The organism is Nocardia sp. NPDC046763 (assembly GCF_040645495.1).
Lineage (GTDB): Bacteria > Actinomycetota > Actinomycetes > Mycobacteriales > Mycobacteriaceae > Nocardia.
Window position 1 is genome coordinate 81,360 of sequence record NZ_JBEYYI010000020.1, and the last position, 16,230, is coordinate 97,589.

Annotated in this window: 18 protein-coding genes; 11 read left to right on the forward strand and 7 right to left on the reverse strand. The window is 68.7% G+C overall.

Features of this window, described 5'->3' with window-relative positions; genetic code table 11:
• The first annotated feature begins 14 nt into the window (after positions 1 to 14).
• A complete protein-coding gene (locus ABZ909_RS28600; protein ID WP_357005353.1) occupies positions 15 to 1,499 on the forward strand; it encodes a long-chain fatty acid--CoA ligase in 1,485 nt (494 codons plus the stop codon).
• Positions 1,500 to 1,514: 15 nt separating this feature from the next.
• Positions 1,515 to 1,967: a MaoC family dehydratase gene (locus tag ABZ909_RS28605; RefSeq protein ID WP_357005355.1), complete on the forward strand. Its 453-nt coding sequence runs from the start codon at positions 1,515 to 1,517 to the stop codon at positions 1,965 to 1,967.
• Between the two features lie 10 nt (positions 1,968 to 1,977).
• On the opposite strand, the gene ABZ909_RS28610 is transcribed toward ABZ909_RS28605, so the two are convergent.
• Positions 1,978 to 2,742, reverse strand: a complete 765-nt coding sequence (locus ABZ909_RS28610) for a YdcF family protein (protein ID WP_357005358.1) — start codon at positions 2,740 to 2,742, stop codon at positions 1,978 to 1,980.
• A 299-nt stretch (positions 2,743 to 3,041) separates the two neighbouring features.
• Here ABZ909_RS28610 and ABZ909_RS28615 point away from each other — a divergent pair, with 299 nt between their 5' ends.
• Positions 3,042 to 3,506 carry a carboxymuconolactone decarboxylase family protein gene (locus ABZ909_RS28615; protein ID WP_357005361.1) on the forward strand — a complete coding sequence of 155 codons (465 nt, stop codon included), beginning with the start codon at positions 3,042 to 3,044 and terminating at the stop codon, positions 3,504 to 3,506.
• A 92-nt stretch (positions 3,507 to 3,598) separates the two neighbouring features.
• Here ABZ909_RS28615 and ABZ909_RS28620 read toward each other — a convergent pair whose 3' ends face one another.
• Positions 3,599 to 4,450 carry an NAD(P)H-binding protein gene (locus ABZ909_RS28620; RefSeq protein WP_357005363.1) on the reverse strand — a complete coding sequence of 284 codons (852 nt, stop codon included), beginning with the start codon at positions 4,448 to 4,450 and terminating at the stop codon, positions 3,599 to 3,601.
• An 86-nt stretch (positions 4,451 to 4,536) separates the two neighbouring features.
• Here ABZ909_RS28620 and ABZ909_RS28625 point away from each other — a divergent pair, with 86 nt between their 5' ends.
• The gene (locus tag ABZ909_RS28625; RefSeq protein WP_357005365.1) at positions 4,537 to 5,007 is read left to right on the forward strand and encodes a MarR family transcriptional regulator; all 471 of its coding nucleotides are present in this window, start codon (positions 4,537 to 4,539) and stop codon (positions 5,005 to 5,007) included.
• A 66-nt stretch (positions 5,008 to 5,073) separates the two neighbouring features.
• Positions 5,074 to 5,349 carry an Lrp/AsnC ligand binding domain-containing protein gene (locus ABZ909_RS28630; RefSeq protein ID WP_040856541.1) on the forward strand — a complete coding sequence of 92 codons (276 nt, stop codon included), beginning with the start codon at positions 5,074 to 5,076 and terminating at the stop codon, positions 5,347 to 5,349.
• A gap of 9 nt (positions 5,350 to 5,358) precedes the next feature.
• On the opposite strand, the gene ABZ909_RS28635 is transcribed toward ABZ909_RS28630, so the two are convergent.
• Positions 5,359 to 5,667 (reverse strand): hypothetical protein, encoded by a 309-nt coding sequence (locus ABZ909_RS28635; protein ID WP_357005368.1) that lies wholly within the window; start codon positions 5,665 to 5,667, stop codon positions 5,359 to 5,361.
• Between the two features lie 88 nt (positions 5,668 to 5,755).
• On the opposite strand from ABZ909_RS28635, the gene ABZ909_RS28640 reads away from it, so the two are divergent.
• Positions 5,756 to 6,328: a hypothetical protein gene (locus ABZ909_RS28640; protein WP_357005371.1), complete on the forward strand. Its 573-nt coding sequence runs from the start codon at positions 5,756 to 5,758 to the stop codon at positions 6,326 to 6,328.
• Between the two features lie 12 nt (positions 6,329 to 6,340).
• Here the strand turns inward: ABZ909_RS28640 and trpD are convergent, their stop codons facing one another.
• Positions 6,341 to 7,396, reverse strand: a complete 1,056-nt coding sequence (gene trpD / locus ABZ909_RS28645; RefSeq protein WP_357005374.1) for an anthranilate phosphoribosyltransferase — start codon at positions 7,394 to 7,396, stop codon at positions 6,341 to 6,343.
• A 68-nt stretch (positions 7,397 to 7,464) separates the two neighbouring features.
• Entirely contained in the window at positions 7,465 to 7,887 is a 423-nt protein-coding gene (locus ABZ909_RS28650) for a hypothetical protein (RefSeq protein ID WP_357005377.1), read from the reverse strand.
• A gap of 169 nt (positions 7,888 to 8,056) precedes the next feature.
• Between ABZ909_RS28650 and ABZ909_RS28655 the strand changes: the two genes are divergently transcribed.
• The 5 genes from ABZ909_RS28655 to ABZ909_RS28675 all read left to right on the forward strand — a co-directional run bounded on the left by ABZ909_RS28655 (position 8,057) and on the right by ABZ909_RS28675 (position 13,522).
• Positions 8,057 to 8,668: a heme-copper oxidase subunit III gene (locus ABZ909_RS28655; RefSeq protein WP_357005378.1), complete on the forward strand. Its 612-nt coding sequence runs from the start codon at positions 8,057 to 8,059 to the stop codon at positions 8,666 to 8,668.
• Positions 8,669 to 8,750: 82 nt separating this feature from the next.
• Positions 8,751 to 9,611 carry a cytochrome c gene (locus tag ABZ909_RS28660; protein WP_357005380.1) on the forward strand — a complete coding sequence of 287 codons (861 nt, stop codon included), beginning with the start codon at positions 8,751 to 8,753 and terminating at the stop codon, positions 9,609 to 9,611.
• A gap of 73 nt (positions 9,612 to 9,684) precedes the next feature.
• On the forward strand, positions 9,685 to 10,833 hold the full coding sequence (locus ABZ909_RS28665) for a ubiquinol-cytochrome c reductase iron-sulfur subunit (RefSeq protein ID WP_357005382.1): 1,149 nt from the start codon (positions 9,685 to 9,687) through the stop codon (positions 10,831 to 10,833).
• A complete protein-coding gene (locus tag ABZ909_RS28670; protein WP_357005384.1) occupies positions 10,830 to 12,449 on the forward strand; it encodes a cytochrome bc complex cytochrome b subunit in 1,620 nt (539 codons plus the stop codon). Before ABZ909_RS28665 ends, ABZ909_RS28670 begins: the two co-directional genes overlap by 4 nt.
• 113 nt (positions 12,450 to 12,562) lie before the next feature.
• On the forward strand, positions 12,563 to 13,522 hold the full coding sequence (locus ABZ909_RS28675; RefSeq protein ID WP_357005386.1) for an AraC family transcriptional regulator ligand-binding domain-containing protein: 960 nt from the start codon (positions 12,563 to 12,565) through the stop codon (positions 13,520 to 13,522).
• Between the two features lie 133 nt (positions 13,523 to 13,655).
• Here the strand turns inward: ABZ909_RS28675 and ABZ909_RS28680 are convergent, their stop codons facing one another.
• The gene (locus ABZ909_RS28680) at positions 13,656 to 14,276 is read right to left on the reverse strand and encodes a class I SAM-dependent methyltransferase (RefSeq protein WP_357005388.1); all 621 of its coding nucleotides are present in this window, start codon (positions 14,274 to 14,276) and stop codon (positions 13,656 to 13,658) included.
• A 28-nt stretch (positions 14,277 to 14,304) separates the two neighbouring features.
• Positions 14,305 to 16,044, reverse strand: coding sequence for a DEDD exonuclease domain-containing protein (locus tag ABZ909_RS28685; RefSeq protein ID WP_357005391.1), 1,740 nt, complete (start codon positions 16,042 to 16,044; stop codon positions 14,305 to 14,307).
• Positions 16,045 to 16,230: the final 186 nt, after the last annotated feature.

The window sequence follows — 16,230 nt, forward strand, 5'->3', positions numbered from 1 at the left end:
AACCCGAGGTCCCAATGAACGCGACCCTCTCCCTGGCCAGCATCCTCGCCGAACCGGCGTGGCGGCGACCCGACCACATCGCCCTGATCGAGGGCGAGCAGCGCATCACCTTCCGCGATCTGTGGCGGCAGGCCCGCGAACAGGCCGGTGCGCTCATCGAACTCGGGGTGCGGCCGGGCAACCGGGTCGCGCTCATGGGACCCAATACCGCCGACTTCCCCCGTGCCTACTTCGCCATCCTGGCGGCGGGTGCGACCGTGGTGCCGGTGCACCTGCTGCTCACCGCCGACGAGGCCGAGTACGTGCTGCGCGACAGCGGAGCCACCATCATGCTCTGCCACTCCATGGTCGAGGCTGTCGGCAAGGAGGCCGCCGCCCGCGTCGGCATCGACTGTCTCGACCCGAAAGAACTGTCCGGACAGGCGATTCCGGCGTTCGTTTCACGCAGCCCCCTCGACACCGCCGTGGTGTTCTACACCAGCGGCACCACCGGCCGGCCCAAGGGCGCGGAGCTCAGCCACCTCAATATGGTCATGTGCGCCACCGTGAACGCCTTCGACGCCAATGAGGTCGAGCGCGAGGACATCGCACTCGGCGCGCTGCCGCTGTTCCACGTCTTCGGGCAGACGGTGTCGATGAACTCGCACTGGCGGCTCGGCGCGACCCTGGTGCTCATGCCGAGATTCGATGCCGCACAGGCCATCGAGCTCATGGTCCGGGAGAACGTCAACACCTTCCACGGCGTGCCGACCATGTATCACGGCCTGCTCGAGGCCGCGCAGGGCCGGACCGAACTCCCCGAGCTGCGGCTGTGCATCAGCGGGGGCGCGGCCATGCCGCCGGTCATCATCGAGGAATTCGAGCAGGTGTACGGCGCGCACATCCTCGAGGGCTACGGCCTGTCCGAAACCTCGCCCACCGCAACGGTGAACCAGCCGCTGCTCGGCCCGCAGATCGGCACCGTCGGGCACCCGGTGTGGGGCGTCGACGTCGAGATCGCCGCCGCCGAGGAGCGCGACCGCATCGAACTCCTGCCGACCGGCGCCATCGGTGAGGTCGTGGTGCGCGGCCACAATGTGTTCAGCGGCTACACCGGCAAGCCCGAGGCCACCGCGGAGGCCATGGTGGACGGCTGGTTCCGGACCGGCGACCTCGGCGTCAAGGACGAGCAGGGTTATCTGCGCATCGTGGACCGGATCAAGGAGATGATCATCCGCGGCGGCTTCAATGTGTACCCGACCGAGGTCGAGGCCGCGCTGCTGCGGCACCCGAACATCGCGCAGGTGGCGATCATCGGCGTGCCGGACGAGAACTACGGCGAGGAGATCCTCGCGGTCGTCGTGCCGACCGGACCGCTCACCGCCGAGGACGTCATCGACTACGCGAAAGAGCATGTGGCGCGGTACAAGTACCCGCGCCGCGTCGAGTTCGTCACCGAACTGCCCATGGGGCCCACCCACAAGATCCTCAAGCGCGAACTCCAGCAGCGCTACGCCTAGCGGGAGGAACACAGCATGATCGACTTCAGAGACTTCGACCAGCTGCGCGCCGCCGCCGGCACCGAAATCGGTGTCAGTGACTGGATCACTGTCGACCAGCGGCGCATCGATACCTTCGCCGACGCCACCGACGACCACCAGTGGATCCACGTCGATGCCGCCCGCGCGGCCGCCGGACCCTACGGGCGCACCATCGCCCACGGGTTCCTCACCCTGTCGCTGGTGGTGCCGATGACCGCGCAGGTCATGACCGTCAGCGCCGCGAACATGGCAATCAACTACGGGCTCAACAAGGTTCGGTTCATCAACCCGGTGCTGGTGGACAGCCGCATCCGTGGGCGCCTCACCCTCGACGCCGTCACCGACATCCCCGGCGGCGTGCAGGCCGTGCGGACGGTCACCGTCGAGATCGAGGGCCGGGACAAGCCCGCCTGCGTCGCGGAGAGCATCGCCCGCTACCTCGCCTGAGGCCCGCAGACTAGCTGCGTGGTCCGAACGGCACCGCCGACAGCGGGGCGGCGTCCGGCGTCATGGTTGCCACCACCGAGATCCCGGCCGCCTGGAAATTCATCAGCGCCCGGGCGATATGGTTCGCCGAGGTGATCAGGATCGCCGCGTGCGCGCCGATGGCGTCCATCAGCTGCGCCGAGAACGCCGCGTTCTGGACGGTCGAATTCGCCTTGGTCTCGGCGTGAATGCGGGCGCGGTCGATACCGTGCTCGACCAGCCAGTCCGCCATGGCGTCCGCCTCGGTCACCCCGTTCTGCGGATTGCCGCCCGTCACGATGACCGGGGCCTGCGGCGAGAGCAGGGCCGAGACGTAGCCGGCGTAGAGCCGGGCCATGAGCTCCGGGCGCATCGAGCCGTCGGGCTGCAGACCGTAACCGAGCACCACGATCGCGGTGTCCGGGGTGAACAGTGCGGGCAGATTCAGGCCCGGCAGGTCCATGCCGGGGATATTGAAGGTCTGCAACGCGTTGATGGTCGCCAGCAGGTTCTGGGAGAGCCCGGCGATCGAATCGATCTGCACCGGCTGCGGCGGCGCGTCGGCGTGGGCCGGGGCGGCGGCCGTCGCCAGCGCGATGACGGTCGCACCGGGCAGCAGGGCCTGGATGGCCTTGGTGCGGAACTGATTCGATGTCCTGCGCTGATGGCGGCCGGGCCGGACGCGCCCCAGGTGGGGGCGGACTCCTTGCCACTGACCGTTGGGTGAGATTCTCCGATGTCTGCCTGTGTCGAGCATCGCAACCCCCTAGGTAGCCGGGATGTGACTACCGGTCGGTTCACAATCGTCCGAATCATGATCGCGCCGGATCCACTTCGATGGAGGCGATTTCGCGAAATCAAGATTCACATCGTCGCGAGACAGTGTCCGAACAGCGGAAATATCAAGCCGGACCGGCATTGTCGTGAGGTCGGCGCGATCGGCCAGACCTCCCCGGAAGACGTGACCGGCGTCACATCGCACCCGATGTCACACCCGCGCGGTCCGCGTCGTCAACCTGACGAAGCCAACGAACGACACAGAGAAAAGAGAGAACAATGACCCGCTTCGCCCTGTACGAGAACGAAGTCGCCGCCAAGTTCAACAAGCGCCTCGTCACCGCCGCTCGCGTCGTCGACGAGTCCAGCCTGCCCAAGGCCACCCAGGAACTGGTCAAGATCCGCGCCTCGCAGATCAACGGCTGCGGCATGTGCCTGGACATGCACACCAAGGATGCCGCCCACGCCGGCGAGACGGCGGTCCGCCTGGCCATGGTCGCCGCCTGGAAGGAATCCACCGTCTTCACCGAGCCCGAGCGCGCGGCCCTCGCCCTCACCGACGAGGGCACCCGCCTCGCCGACGGCGGCGGCATCTCCGAGGACACCTGGGCCCTGGTCCGCAAGGAGTACGACGACGAGCAGATCGGCGCACTGATCTCCCTGATCGCCACCATCAATGCCTGGAACCGCCTGAACGTCATCTCCGGCCAGCTGGGCGGCCAGTACGTCCCCGGCCAGTGGTGATCACCCGCCCGCGCCCCGATCACCTTGGGGCGCAAGGGTCACTGGTGCAGTGAGGTCGGCCGGGTGTGGTCCGGCAGCGGTCGAAGGCTCGGTCAGTCCTCGAAGGCGGCGCGATGGGCCGCACACCATTCGGCGAAGGTGCGCGGCGGGCGGCCGAGCAGGGTGGCCACGGTGTCGGTGCGGGCGCCCACGGTGTCGGCGCGCATGAGGGCGAAGCCCGCCACGATCGCCGCGGCCAGCGACGGGGGAGCGCCGTTCGGGTAGCGGGCCGCCACCGCCTCCTCCGGCGTCGCGGTCTCACGAATCTTGATGTCGCGGTCCAGGATTCGGGCGAGGATCGCGACCTGCTCGCCGACGGTCAGGCTCTCCGGGCCGGTGAGGTGATAGGCCGCCCCGGTGTGACCCGGCTCGGTGAGGCAGCGGGCCGCCACCTCGGCGATATCGGCGGGATCGATCGGAGCGAAGCGGCCCGGACCGGAGGGGTCGAGGATCGGGCCGCCCGCCCGCAATGTCGGAATCCACTCCAGGGCATTGGACATGTACCCGCCCGGACGCAGGATCGTGCACGGAATTCCGCTGGCGTGCACCAGATTCTCGCGCTCGTGGTGCCAGCTGCCCATGGCGGGCAGTGGTTCGACCAGCACGTGGGCGGAGGAGATCATGACGATCCGGCCCACCCCCGCCCGCGCGGCGGCGTGCAGCAGGTTGCGGGTGTGGTCCAGCCCGACACCCGGGACCAGCAGGAACAGGCCGGTGACTCCGGTCATGGCCCGGTCCAGGCTCGCCGGATCGTCGAGGTCGCCCCGGCAGGTCTCGGCACGTGCGGGCAGGGTCGCCGCCCGTGCCGGATCACGTACCAGGGCACGGTAGTCGAGGTCGTTGGCGTCGAGAATGCGGGTGAGTTCGCGGCCGATGTTCCCGGTCGCTCCGGTCAGCAGTAGCATGGCATCTCCAGATCGTTAGCCGTCTACTGAAAAACGTTAGACGGCTAACGATTGACGGTCAATACCCGAACCCGACCGGAGGCCCCATGTCTTCCCAAGGCTCGTCCGACTTCCTGGACCTGCACGGCCGCACCTCGAAAGCCTTGCGCGCCTTGGCCGATCGCGATATGCGCCGCCTCGGCCTGCACCTCGGCCAGAATCACGTGCTGGCCGCGCTGTGGGAACAGGACGGCCGGACACCGGGGGAGATGGCGGCCGCGCTGAACGTGACCACGCCGACCGTCGTCAAGATGGCCACCCGCATGGCCGCCGCCGGACTGCTCACCCGCCGCCGCGACGACAAGGACAACCGCCTGGTCCGGCTCTGGCTCACCGACCGTGGCCGCGACCTCCGCGACCCCGTCGAAGCCGACCGGAAGGCCCTGTCCGACAACGTCACCGCCGACCTCACCGACGCCGAACGTCGGCACCTGATGTCGGCGCTGGAAAAGATCCACCGCGCCGCCGCCGACCTCCTCGGCGAACCGCTCGACCACACCGACTCGATCCCGGACTGACCCGGACCCACGCCGTTCGATCCCGGACCGGCGCTGCCGCCCCGGCCATCACCTAGAGTTGGGCACATGATTACCGCGATCGTGTTGATCTCTGCCGAGCCGGATCGGATTCCGGAGACCGCGCAGGAACTGGCCGACATCAAGGGGGTGGCCGAGGTCTATTCGTGCGCGGGGGATGTGGACCTGATCGCCGTGGTCCGGGTGCGCGACCACGAGGAGATCGCCGACGTGGTCACCGGCCGGATCAACAAGACGCCGGGCGTGCTGCGCACGGCCACCCACATCGCGTTCAAGTCCTACTCGCGCGCGGACGTGGAGGCCGGCTTCTCGATCGGCGAATAGCCGCCCGGGTCAGCGAGTCTGAACGGACGCGCCCAGTGCCGTGCCGCTGTGCCCAGGCTCGATGGTGTGCGTGACGCCGCCCTTGCAGCCGGGGAACAGGTACACCCGGGCGCGCAGGGCGGTTTCATTGTCGACATTGAGCCGGTGCGGCACACTGCGGATGGTCACGCAGTCGCCCGGAATGCCGTAGCTGCGGCCGTCCACACTGAGGGCGCCGGGATCGGTGGTCTCGTCGTGAGCCCAGTGAGCGGCGCTCACCGGAATGCCGATGCCCAGGAACACGGCCACCAGGCCGGGTAGCACCACTCCGTATCGCATGTCGAAACTGTAACGCCGACTCGGGGACCGAACGGCAAACACACAGCTGGGTGGCCGGAACTCTCAGGACACTCGGAGGAACTTTTCCATGAGAGGGCAGGAACCCATGTTCGTGAAGGTGTGCGGGCTCACCACCGAGGAACAGATCGACTGGGCCGTCGAGCTCGGCTACTCCGCCATCGGCGTGGTCGGCACGGCCAAGAGCAAGCGGTATGTCGAGCCCGCCCGGGCGCGCGAACTGGCGGCGTACGCGCGCGGCAGGATTCGTTCGTTCGTGGTGGCGTTCGACCGGACCGAGGTAGCGGAGGTGATCGGCGACTTCGACGTCATCCAGCTCTACAACTGGACCGACTTGCCGAACCTGGCCTACTGCTCGGCCGTCGCACCCGCCCCGGAACAGGTCTGCGAATACTTCTTCTACGACGCCAGTACCGGATCGGGCGTCTTCGCCGAATTCCCGGACTGGCTGGAGAAGATACCCGGACAGGTGGTGCTGGCCGGTGGCCTCAGCCCCGACAATGTCGCCGAGGTGATCACGACCCACCGGCCGTTCGGCGTCGACGTCTCCAGCTCGGTCGAAACCGCCCCTGGCATCAAGAGTTTCGATGCCATGAGCCGTTTCAAACAGGCCGTGGACTCCGCGGCCGAACCGGGGGCCTGAAGCCCCCGGGCGTCAGTTCGCGCCGAGCTCGTTGGAGACGGTGACCCAGCGATCCAGCAGGGCCGAGGCCGCACCCGAATCCACGGTCTCGGCCACCCGCTTCAACGCCGCGGCCAGCTTGGTGTGCAGATCATCGTCCACGTCCGCGGCGGACAGGTCGACCGCCACCACCGCGGCCGCCGAATTCAGCAGCACCGCGTCCCGCACCGGGCCCGGGTCGCCGGCGAACATCGTGCGCGCGATCTCCGCGTTCATCGCCGCGTCGCCGCCGCGCAGCGCCGACGGATCCACCCGCTCGATGCCGAGTCTGGTTGGGTCGATGGTGGTTTCGTGCGACCGGCCGCCCGCGACCACCCACACATCGGTGGTGTCGGCGGTGGTGATCTCATCGAGGCCGTCATTGCCGCGGACCACCAGCGCCGAGGCGCCGCGTTCGGCGAATACGCCCGCGATGACCGGCACCAGATCCGGGAAAGCGCAGCCGATCAGGCCCGCGCTGGGCTGGGCCGGATTGGTCAGCGGGCCCAGGATATTGAAGACCGTCGGAATCCCGATCTCACCGCGTGCCTGACTCGCGAACCGCAGCGAGGGATGGAACACCGGCGCAAAGCAGAACCCGATGCCGGTCTGCCGCACGCACTCGGCCACCGATTCCGGTCCGAGCGCGATCTTCACGCCCAGCGCCTCCAGCACGTCCGCGCCGCCGCTCTTGGACGAGGCCGCCCGATTGCCGTGCTTGATCACCGGAATCCCGCTGGCCGCCACCACGATCGAGGACATGGTGGAGATGTTCACGCTGCCCGAGCGGTCGCCGCCGGTGCCGACGATATCCACCGCCGCGCCCTCGAACGGCACCCGCTTCGCATGCGAGAGCATGCCGGTGGCCAGGCCGCTCAGTTCGGTCGGGGTCGGGCCCTTCATCTTCAGGGCCACGCCGAAGGCCGCGATCTGCGCGGAGGTGGCGTTGTCGGAGAAGATCTCGTTCATCGCCCACGCGGCCTCATCCGAGGACAGATCGTTGCCGTCGGTGAGGATGCCGAGAATTTCTCTCCAGCTGCGCGCGCTCATTGCCTTCTCTTCCCGTTTCCGGTCCACGCCGGACACCAGTGTTGTTGGGGCAAGCCTAGTGTGCGGGGCTACTTCTTTCCGCCAGGACCGGCGGCGGGCTGCAGGGCGTCCCAGCCGAGGACATGGCCGTCATAGCGATGGGCGATTCCCGTCATGCGGGAACGCTCCTGGGAGCAGTGCAGGGCGTTGAGCACCTGGACGCGCTGCAACACCAGGTTCGCGGGGTCGGCCGCGTCCACCGAGGCCGTGTCATAGCCGATCTGCGCGGCGATGACTTGCACCTCACCGACCCGGTCGGCGGGAACCCGGAGGTGGTGCCGGAGGACTACCGGATCGTCCGATGTCCACTGCAAAGCCTTGCCCAGGGCCGCCGAACAGGCCTCGGCGTCATCGAAACTCGATGCCACCACCACCAGATCGGGCCGCGACGGGTCCAGTTCCGTTGCCCCGCCGCGTCCGGCTATCCGCCGCCACCACGATTTCACGCTCATGCATCCCTCTCCACAGGGCTCAGCTTCCTCTTACCTGCGCAATCTAGGCTCATCCGGGACACGCCGAGAGCCCTGCGAGTCGCTCGCTCGCGCTGGGCTTTCCGACACGTACGACAAAATTTCGTACCCGCCTACGCCTGTCGTACTACGACAAGTCATACTTACCGGCGTGACGACCGCAGTAGGGACCCCAGGATCGGCCATTACCCAGCGTGTGCATTCGCTGAACCGGCCCAACATGGTCAGCGTCGGTACCATCATCTGGCTGTCGAGCGAGCTGATGTTCTTCGCCGGCCTGTTCGCCATGTACTTCGTTGCTCGCGCGCAGGCGCACGGAAACTGGCCGCCGGAGCCGACCGAGCTGAACATGAAGCTCGCCGTGCCGGTGACCGCGGTGCTGATCGCCTCCTCCTTCACATGCCAGATGGGCGTGTTCGCGGCGGAGAAGGGTGACGTCTTCGGCCTGCGCCGCTGGTACCTGCTGACCTTCCTGATGGGTGCGTTCTTCGTCGCTGGCCAGGCCACCGAGTACCACGCCCTGTACTCGGAGGGCACCTCGATCTCCAGCAGCGTGTACGGCTCGGTGTTCTTCATCACCACGGGCTTCCACGGTCTGCACGTCATCGGCGGTCTCATCGCGTTCGTGTTCCTGCTGATCCGCACCAAGCTCAGCAAGTTCACCCCGGCGCAGGCCACGGCGGCGATCGTCGTCTCCTACTACTGGCACTTCGTCGACATCGTCTGGATCGGCCTCTTCGCCACGATCTACTTCGTCCGCTAGCACCGGACGCGCCGAGGCCCAGCCCGCGTCGGCGACCCAAAAACTTGTACAAGTCGGTTCCGTCTACTCCAAAGGGACACAGATGAGTTCATCTCCCCCGTCAGCGCCAGATCCCGAGGGGATCGGCCAGGCCACCAAGATCCGCAAGCAGCGCCGGATGCGCCGGAAGCTGGCTGGCGGTCTGGTCCTCCTGATGGGCCTCGTCGGAGCCGGCTTCGCGGCGTCGGCCCTGACCCCGCAGGCTCAGGTCGCCACCGCGAAAGAGGACCAGTCCGCGCTGATCCGCGAGGGCAAGCAGATCTACGACACCTCCTGCGTCACCTGCCACGGTGCCAACCTCCAGGGTGTCCAGGATCGCGGCCCCAGCCTGATCGGCGTCGGTGAGGCCGCGGTCTACTTCCAGGTTTCCACCGGTCGTATGCCCGCCGCCCGCAATGAGGCGCAGATCGTGCGCAAGCCCCCGAAGTTCGACGCGCACCAGACCGACGCGCTCGGCGCGTACGTCCAGTCCCAGGGCGGCGGTCCGACCGTGTTGCGCGACAGCAACGGCGAGATCGCGCAGGAGTCCATCGTCGAGGACCGCGACCTCGGCCGCGGTGGCGAGCTGTTCCGTATGAACTGCGCCTCCTGCCACAACTTCACCGGCAAGGGTGGCGCGCTGTCGTCCGGCAAGTTCGCGCCGCCGCTGGAGGCGGCCACTGAGCAGCAGCTCTACCTGGCCATGCTCACCGGCCCGCAGAACATGCCCAAGTTCTCCGACCGGCAGCTGACGCCGGACGAGAAGAAGGACATCGTCGCCTACATCAAGGACCGCATGGACACCCCGTCCGAGGGCGGCTACGGCCTCGGCGGCTTCGGTCCCGCGACCGAGGGCCTGGCCATCTGGGTCGTCGGCATCGTGGTCCTGGTCGGCTCCGCGATGTGGATCGGTTCCCGGTCATGACCGCGTCAGGCCCGGGGGCGGCAGCGAAGCGTAACCATGGAGGGCCCGCGGCCATGACCGATCGGACACAGCCATGAGTGAACAGGAGCGAAACAGCATGGGGGACAACCCCACCGAACCCACTGATGAGCAGCTCGACGCCATGTCGCGGGACGAGCTGGTCAAGCTCGGCACCGAGCTGGACGGCGTCGACGTCGCCTACCGCGCCCCGCGCTGGCCGGTCCCGGGTACCCGGGCCGAGAAGCGCGCCGAGCGCCGGGTGGCGCTCTGGTTCGGCATCTCCGCGCTCGCGGGTGCCGCGCTGATCGGTGTCTTCCTGTTCTGGCCCTGGGAGTACAAGGGCCGTCACCAGGACGGCAACGGCATGTACACGCTGACCACCCCGCTCTACGGCCTCACCCTCGGCATCGCCGTGCTGGCCGTCGGCGTCGCGGTGGTGCTGATCCGCAAGCACTTCGTCCCCGCCGAGATCTCCATCCAGGACCGCCACGACGGCGCGTCCAAGGAGGTCGACCGGCGCACCCTGGTCGCGCAGCTGCAGGACGCCGCCGAGACCTCGACCCTGGGCCGCCGCAAGCTCATCACCCGCACCGCGGGCCTGGGCGTGGGCGTCATGGGCGTCGGCGCGCTGCTCGTCTTCGTCGGCGGCATGATCAAGAACCCGTGGGCCAAGCGCGACAAGTCGCCGCTGTGGGTCTCGGGCTGGACCCCGGACTACCCGGGCGAGACCATCTACCTGCGTCGCGACACCGGCCGCCCCGAGGACATCGTCCTGGTCAAGCCGGAGGATCTGGACGCCGGCGCCATGGAGACCGTCTTCCCCTGGAAGGAATCCTGGCGCGGTGACGAGCACGCGACCCTGCAGTCGCTGCGTGGAATCCGCAACGCGGTCATGCTGATTCGCCTGCGCACCCACGATGCCGAGCACGCCATCAAGCGCAAGGGCCAGGAGAGCTTCAACTTCGGCGACTACTTCGCCTACTCGAAGATCTGCACCCACCTCGGCTGCCCCACCTCGCTGTTCGAGCAGCAGACCAACCGAATCCTGTGCCCCTGCCACCAGTCGCAGTTCTCCGCGACCGAGTGGGGTAAGCCGGTCTTCGGTCCCGCCGCGCGTGCGCTGCCGCAGCTGCCGATCACCGTCAACGCCGATGGCTACCTGGTCGCCCAGCACGACTTCATCGAGCCCCTCGGCCCGGCCTACTGGGAGCGTCGTTCATGAGCCCTAGCAAAGTGGCCGTCCAGGCCAACGAGATCGACGAGCGCTACCGCCTCGCGGCGTTCGCCAAGCGATCGATCAACAAGGTCTTCCCGACCCACTGGTCGTTCCTGCTCGGTGAGATCGCGCTGTACGCGTTCATCATCCTGCTGCTGTCGGGTATCTACCTGACGCTGTACTTCGACCCGTCCATGTCGGAGACCGTCTACCAGGGCGCCTACCAGCCCCTGCGCGGTGTCACCATGTCGCGGGCCTACGAGACCGCGCTGAACATCTCCTTCGAGGTGCGCGGCGGTCTGTTCGTGCGCCAGGTGCACCACTGGGCGGCGCTGCTGTTCGCGTCGTCGATCATCATCCACCTGTTCCGCATCTTCTTCACCGGCGCTTTCCGCAAGCCGCGTGAGGCCAACTGGGTGATCGGCTCGCTGCTGCTCATCCTGGCCATGTTCGAGGGCTTCTTCGGCTACTCGATCCCGGACGACCTGCTGTCCGGCACCGGTCTGCGCGCCGCCTTCGGTGGTATCACCATGGGCATCCCGGTCATCGGCACCTGGATGCACTGGCTGATCTTCGGCGGTGACTTCCCGGGCACCATCATCATTCCGCGTCTGTACATCGCGCACGTGCTGCTGCTGCCGGGCATCATCCTGGCGCTCATCGCCGCGCACGTCGCGCTGGTGTGGTACCAGAAGCACACCCAGTTCCCCGGACCGGGCCGCACCGAGAAGAACGTCGTCGGCGCCCGCATCATCCCGGTGTTCGCCGCCGACCAGGGCGCGTTCTTCGCCTTCACCCTGGGCGTCGTCGCCATCATGGGTGGCGTCTTCCAGATCAACCCGATCTGGAACCTGGGTCCCTACAACCCGTCTCAGGTCTCCGCGGGTTCGCAGCCGGACTTCTACATGATGTGGACCGACGGCATGGCGCGTCTCATGCCGCCGTGGGAGCTGTACCTGGGCCGCTACACGGTCCCGGCGCCGTTCTGGGTCGCGCTGATCATGGGTGCGGTGTTCGGCGTGCTGATCGCCTACCCGTGGATCGAGAAGCGCCTCACCGGCGACACCGCCCGCCACAACCTGCTGCAGCGTCCGCGCGACGTGCCGGTCCGCACCGCCATCGGTGCCATGGCCATCGCGTTCTACCTGGTGCTGACCCTGGCCTGTGTGAACGACATCCTCGCGCTGAAGTTCAACATCTCGCTGAACGCCACCACCTGGTTCTTCCGCATCGCCCTGCTGCTGGCCCCGCCGATCGCGTACTTCGTCGCGTACCGGTTCTGCATCGGCCTGCAGCGCAGCGACCGCGCGGTGCTCGAGCACGGCGTGGAAACCGGTGTCATCAAGCGGCTTCCGCACGGTGAGTACATCGAGGTGCACCAGCCGCTGGGCCCGGTCGACTCGCACGGCCACCCGATCCCGCTGGAGTACCAGGGCGCCCCGGTGCCCAAGAAGATGGCCAAGCTGGGATCCGCGGGCAAGCCCGGCACCGGTTCCTTCCTGCGCGCCGACCCGGCGTCGGAGCAGGCGGACCTGGTCGCCGTCGCCCACGAGGAAGAGCACAAGATGCTCGAGGTGCTGGAGGACGCGCAGAACGCCGCCGCCGGCAAGCACGATCACTGATCGTCGCCGTCACACGGGAAGGCCCCGAGTCGAATTCGACTCGGGGCCTTCCCCGTTCCCGGGACTCGGCGGAACGGATGACAAGGTGACCGGGACCTGTTAGCTTCCGGACTATGGCTGTCCAGCCGGATCGACGGGCGGTCGCCCGGCCCGCGGTGGCGACCCGCTATGCGGTGGAGACCGGTCGGGCACAGGGGATTCCGGCCTCGGCATGCCTGGCCGGAACGGGACTGCGCGGCAGCGACCTGGAAGAACCGGGCGCGCAGGTGCGGTCGGGCCAGGAACTGCGTGTCATCCGGAATCTGATCGCGCACGGGGGAGACCCGGCCGAACTGGGGGCGGCGACCGGGAGTCGGTACGCGCTCCCCGGCGCGGGGATCGTGGGCTACGCCATGGTGACGAGTCCGACCGTGCGGGACGCGATCCGGCTGCTGCCCCGGTACTTCGCGGTGACCTCGGTCCGCTTCGGGCCGTCGTTCACCGAGACCGCGGCGGGGCTCGCGGTCGCAGCCGGCGACGGGGAGGTACGCGGCGAGGTGCGGGCCTTCCTGCTCTCCCGCGACCTGACCGCCGCCCGCACGCTGGTCTCGGCGCTGATGCCGGCCACCGGCATCCCGCTCGCCCTCGAATTCGGGCCGGGCCGAGGCGGGTTCACCGTCCCGCCCGAGGCGCTCGATCGGCCCGCCCGGCCGCCGGACGCGCATACCGGCGCGCTGTGCATCCAGCAGTGCGAGCTGGCGCTGGATCGGCGTCATCGGTACACCGGCGCGGCGTCCCGGGTCCGCCGGGTGCTGCTGCGGACGCCCGCGGCCGCGCCGTCGCTCGCCGATGTGGCCCGGGAACTGTCGCTGTCCGAGCGGGGCCTGCACCGCCGACTCGCCGACCAGCACATCAGCTTTCGCGGCCTGGTCGATCAGATCCGGCAGCTGCTCGCCGCCGAACTACTCGAGCTGGGGCTGACCGCCGGGACCGTCGCCCGCATGGTCGGCTCGCCCGCCCATGCCGTTTTCGGTCCCGGCCACCCGCGGCGACCGGGCGCCCAACCCGGCCGCACCCACGACATCCCGCGCTGACTGTCGGTACCGATTTCCCACGGTTGCGGGAGGCGCCGACGTCCAATGCTTGCCGGTGTCGCTGACATCTCGCGCCGGCGATCGGTGTCCACGGCCTGCGCTTGCGGTCGGCGCCGGCCTTCCGCGCCGCCGGCTAAGCCTGCGGCCCAGCCGGATTCGGCCTGGTCCACACCAGCGAGAATCGCCACAGCACGTGCCGGCGATAGCGCACGCCCGGCAGGATCTCGGCTGCCATCCGACGGGTCTCGGCATAGGTCTGCGGCGGCGGCCACACCACCGGCGACGGGTGCGCCCACTGCGCCCGGACCAGCCGATCCTTGAAGCTGGTGAACAGGGCGGCGGCCTCCCATGGCAGATCCGCGGGAAAATCGTTGCGCGCCATGCCCACGACGGCGAGGGTCCCGCCGGGGCGCAGCAGGTCCCGCATCCGGGTGAGGGCGCTGACGGTGTCCATGTGGTGCAGGGCCGCGATGGACACGATGCCGTCGAACGATTCCGGCTCGAAGGGATACTCGAGGAAATCGGCCCGGAGATAGGTGATGTCGTCCACGGCGGACTGGTCCCGGGCCAGCTCGATACTCCGCGAATCGGGATCGATGCCGGTCACCGCGGCGCCGCCGCGCCGAATCCGCCTGGCCAGCATGCCTTCCCCGCATCCGACATCCAGCACATCCCGCGCGCCCCCGACCGCGGCGGCCAGCAGCGAGTGATACTCGATGTTGTGGTTCCAGCGCTCGGCATCGGGAACATACATTCCGCCATTCTGGCAGGCGCGAGCCACATCACACCGGTGTCGACTGCTCCGGGTTGGAGATCCGGGCAGCGGCTTCGGCGCGGGTGACCCAGTCGAGCCAGGCGCCGGCGCCGAGGCGGGGTTCGCCGTAGCCGTCGGTGGTGCGGACGATGCGGGTGCCGGGCTGTTCGAGCCAGCGGACCAGCAGGCCCGCCTCCTCCGGAAGTGCCCCGCGCAGTGGGGGATAGGCGGGGTCGTCGTCCGGGCTGGGGAGACGGGGCGGGATGACGGTTTCGGCGGCGGCCGCCAGGCGGTCCACCACCGCCATGGGGGAGATGCCGCGCACGGCGGTGCCCGCGGCGGCCAGGCGGGCGTGGCGGATGATCGCGAACTCCCAGCCACCCGCACCGTCGGGGCGGGCAGCTATCAGTTCCGGGATGGCCGCGAGGGCGGCCAGGCGCTGGGTGCGGCGCAGGGCGCGGATCACCGTCACGGTGCGATCCCGCAGCCGGGCTGCGGCCTCGAAATGTTCTGCGGTGGAGAGGCTTTCGAGCCGCTCGGCAATCGCGTGCAGCAGGGCGTCGTCGGCGCCGGCGAACAGGGCGCGGACGGCGGCCGGAGCTCGCTGGTACTCCTCTATATATAGGGGGCTGCTGTGGGCGCTCGCGGGGCAACCGCCGACCACGGCCGGCGGGCAATCATGGCGACCGGTGCGCGGGATGCGGGTGGCGCAGGTGCGCAGGCCCGCCTGCTCGGCGACGGTGGCGGCGATCTCCAGAGCATCGGCGCGAGAGGTGAACGGGCCCAGCGCGTCCCGGGCCGGAGTGCGCGAGACCGCGAAACGGGGGAACGGCTCGTCGGTCAGCGTCAGCCACCAGGCACGCTGCGGGAACTTCGATCGCCGGTTGTAGGGCGGAGTGTGGGCGAGCAGCAGCCGCAGCTCCCGCACCCCGGCCTCGAGACCGTGCGCGCACTCGACATGGTCGACCCGGGTGGCCAGCTGCACCATCTCGCGCATGCGCGGGCGGGTGTCGGAACCGGTGAAGTAGGTGCGGACGCGGCGGCGCAGATTCACCGCCGTCCCTATATAGAGGACCTCGTCCGACGGACCCCGGAACAGGTACACCCCCGGCGTGGCCGGAAGATCCGCTGCCATCACACGTTTCGCGCGCTGGCGGCGCGTCACCTCGGGTAGATAGTCGAGCAGTTCGGTGAGACTCTGCACGCCCTGATTGCCCACCCGGGCGATGAGGGCGTGCAGCACGTCCACCGTTGCGCGGGCGTCGTCGAGGGCGCGGTGCGTGGGCCGGGTCTCAGCGCCCAGCAGCTGTGCCAGGTACCAGAGCTTGGCCGAGGGCGCCTCGTCCTTGCCGAGCACCCGCCGCGCCAGCTGGACCGTGCACAGCGTTTGGAAAGCGGGCCAGGGCAATTCGCACCGGGCCGCGGCGGCCTTCAGGAATCCGGTATCGAAGCGGGCATTGTGGGCGACCAGCACCGCACCGCGCGCGAACTCCAGAAACCCGGGCAGCACCTGCTCGATGCGCGGCGCGTCCACCACCATGGCGGTCGTGATCCCGGTGATCTGCACGATCTGCGGCGGAATCGCGCAGCCGGGATTCACCAGGGTCGCGAACTCGCCGAGCACCTCGCCGCCGCGCACCTTCACCGCGCCGATCTCGGTGATCGAGTCGCCCTCGGGGCTGGTGCCGGTCGTCTCCAGGTCCACCACCACGAACGTCGTGTCATAGAGCGGGGTTTCGAGCTCGTCGAAGGCCAGCTGTCCAGACACGGACGGGAAGCCTAGGCGCAGGGTCCGACAACCTTTCCCGCCTAGGCATTCACCGCAGGTCCGAGGGGACGTGACCGTCTCCGGGAACGCGTGATCCCGGCACTTTCCGCAGGTCGGGCCGGGAACCCGGGCCGGGGTCTGGGAGTTGCTTCGCGCGACCTGGGGAAATGTCTGACTATGTGGTGG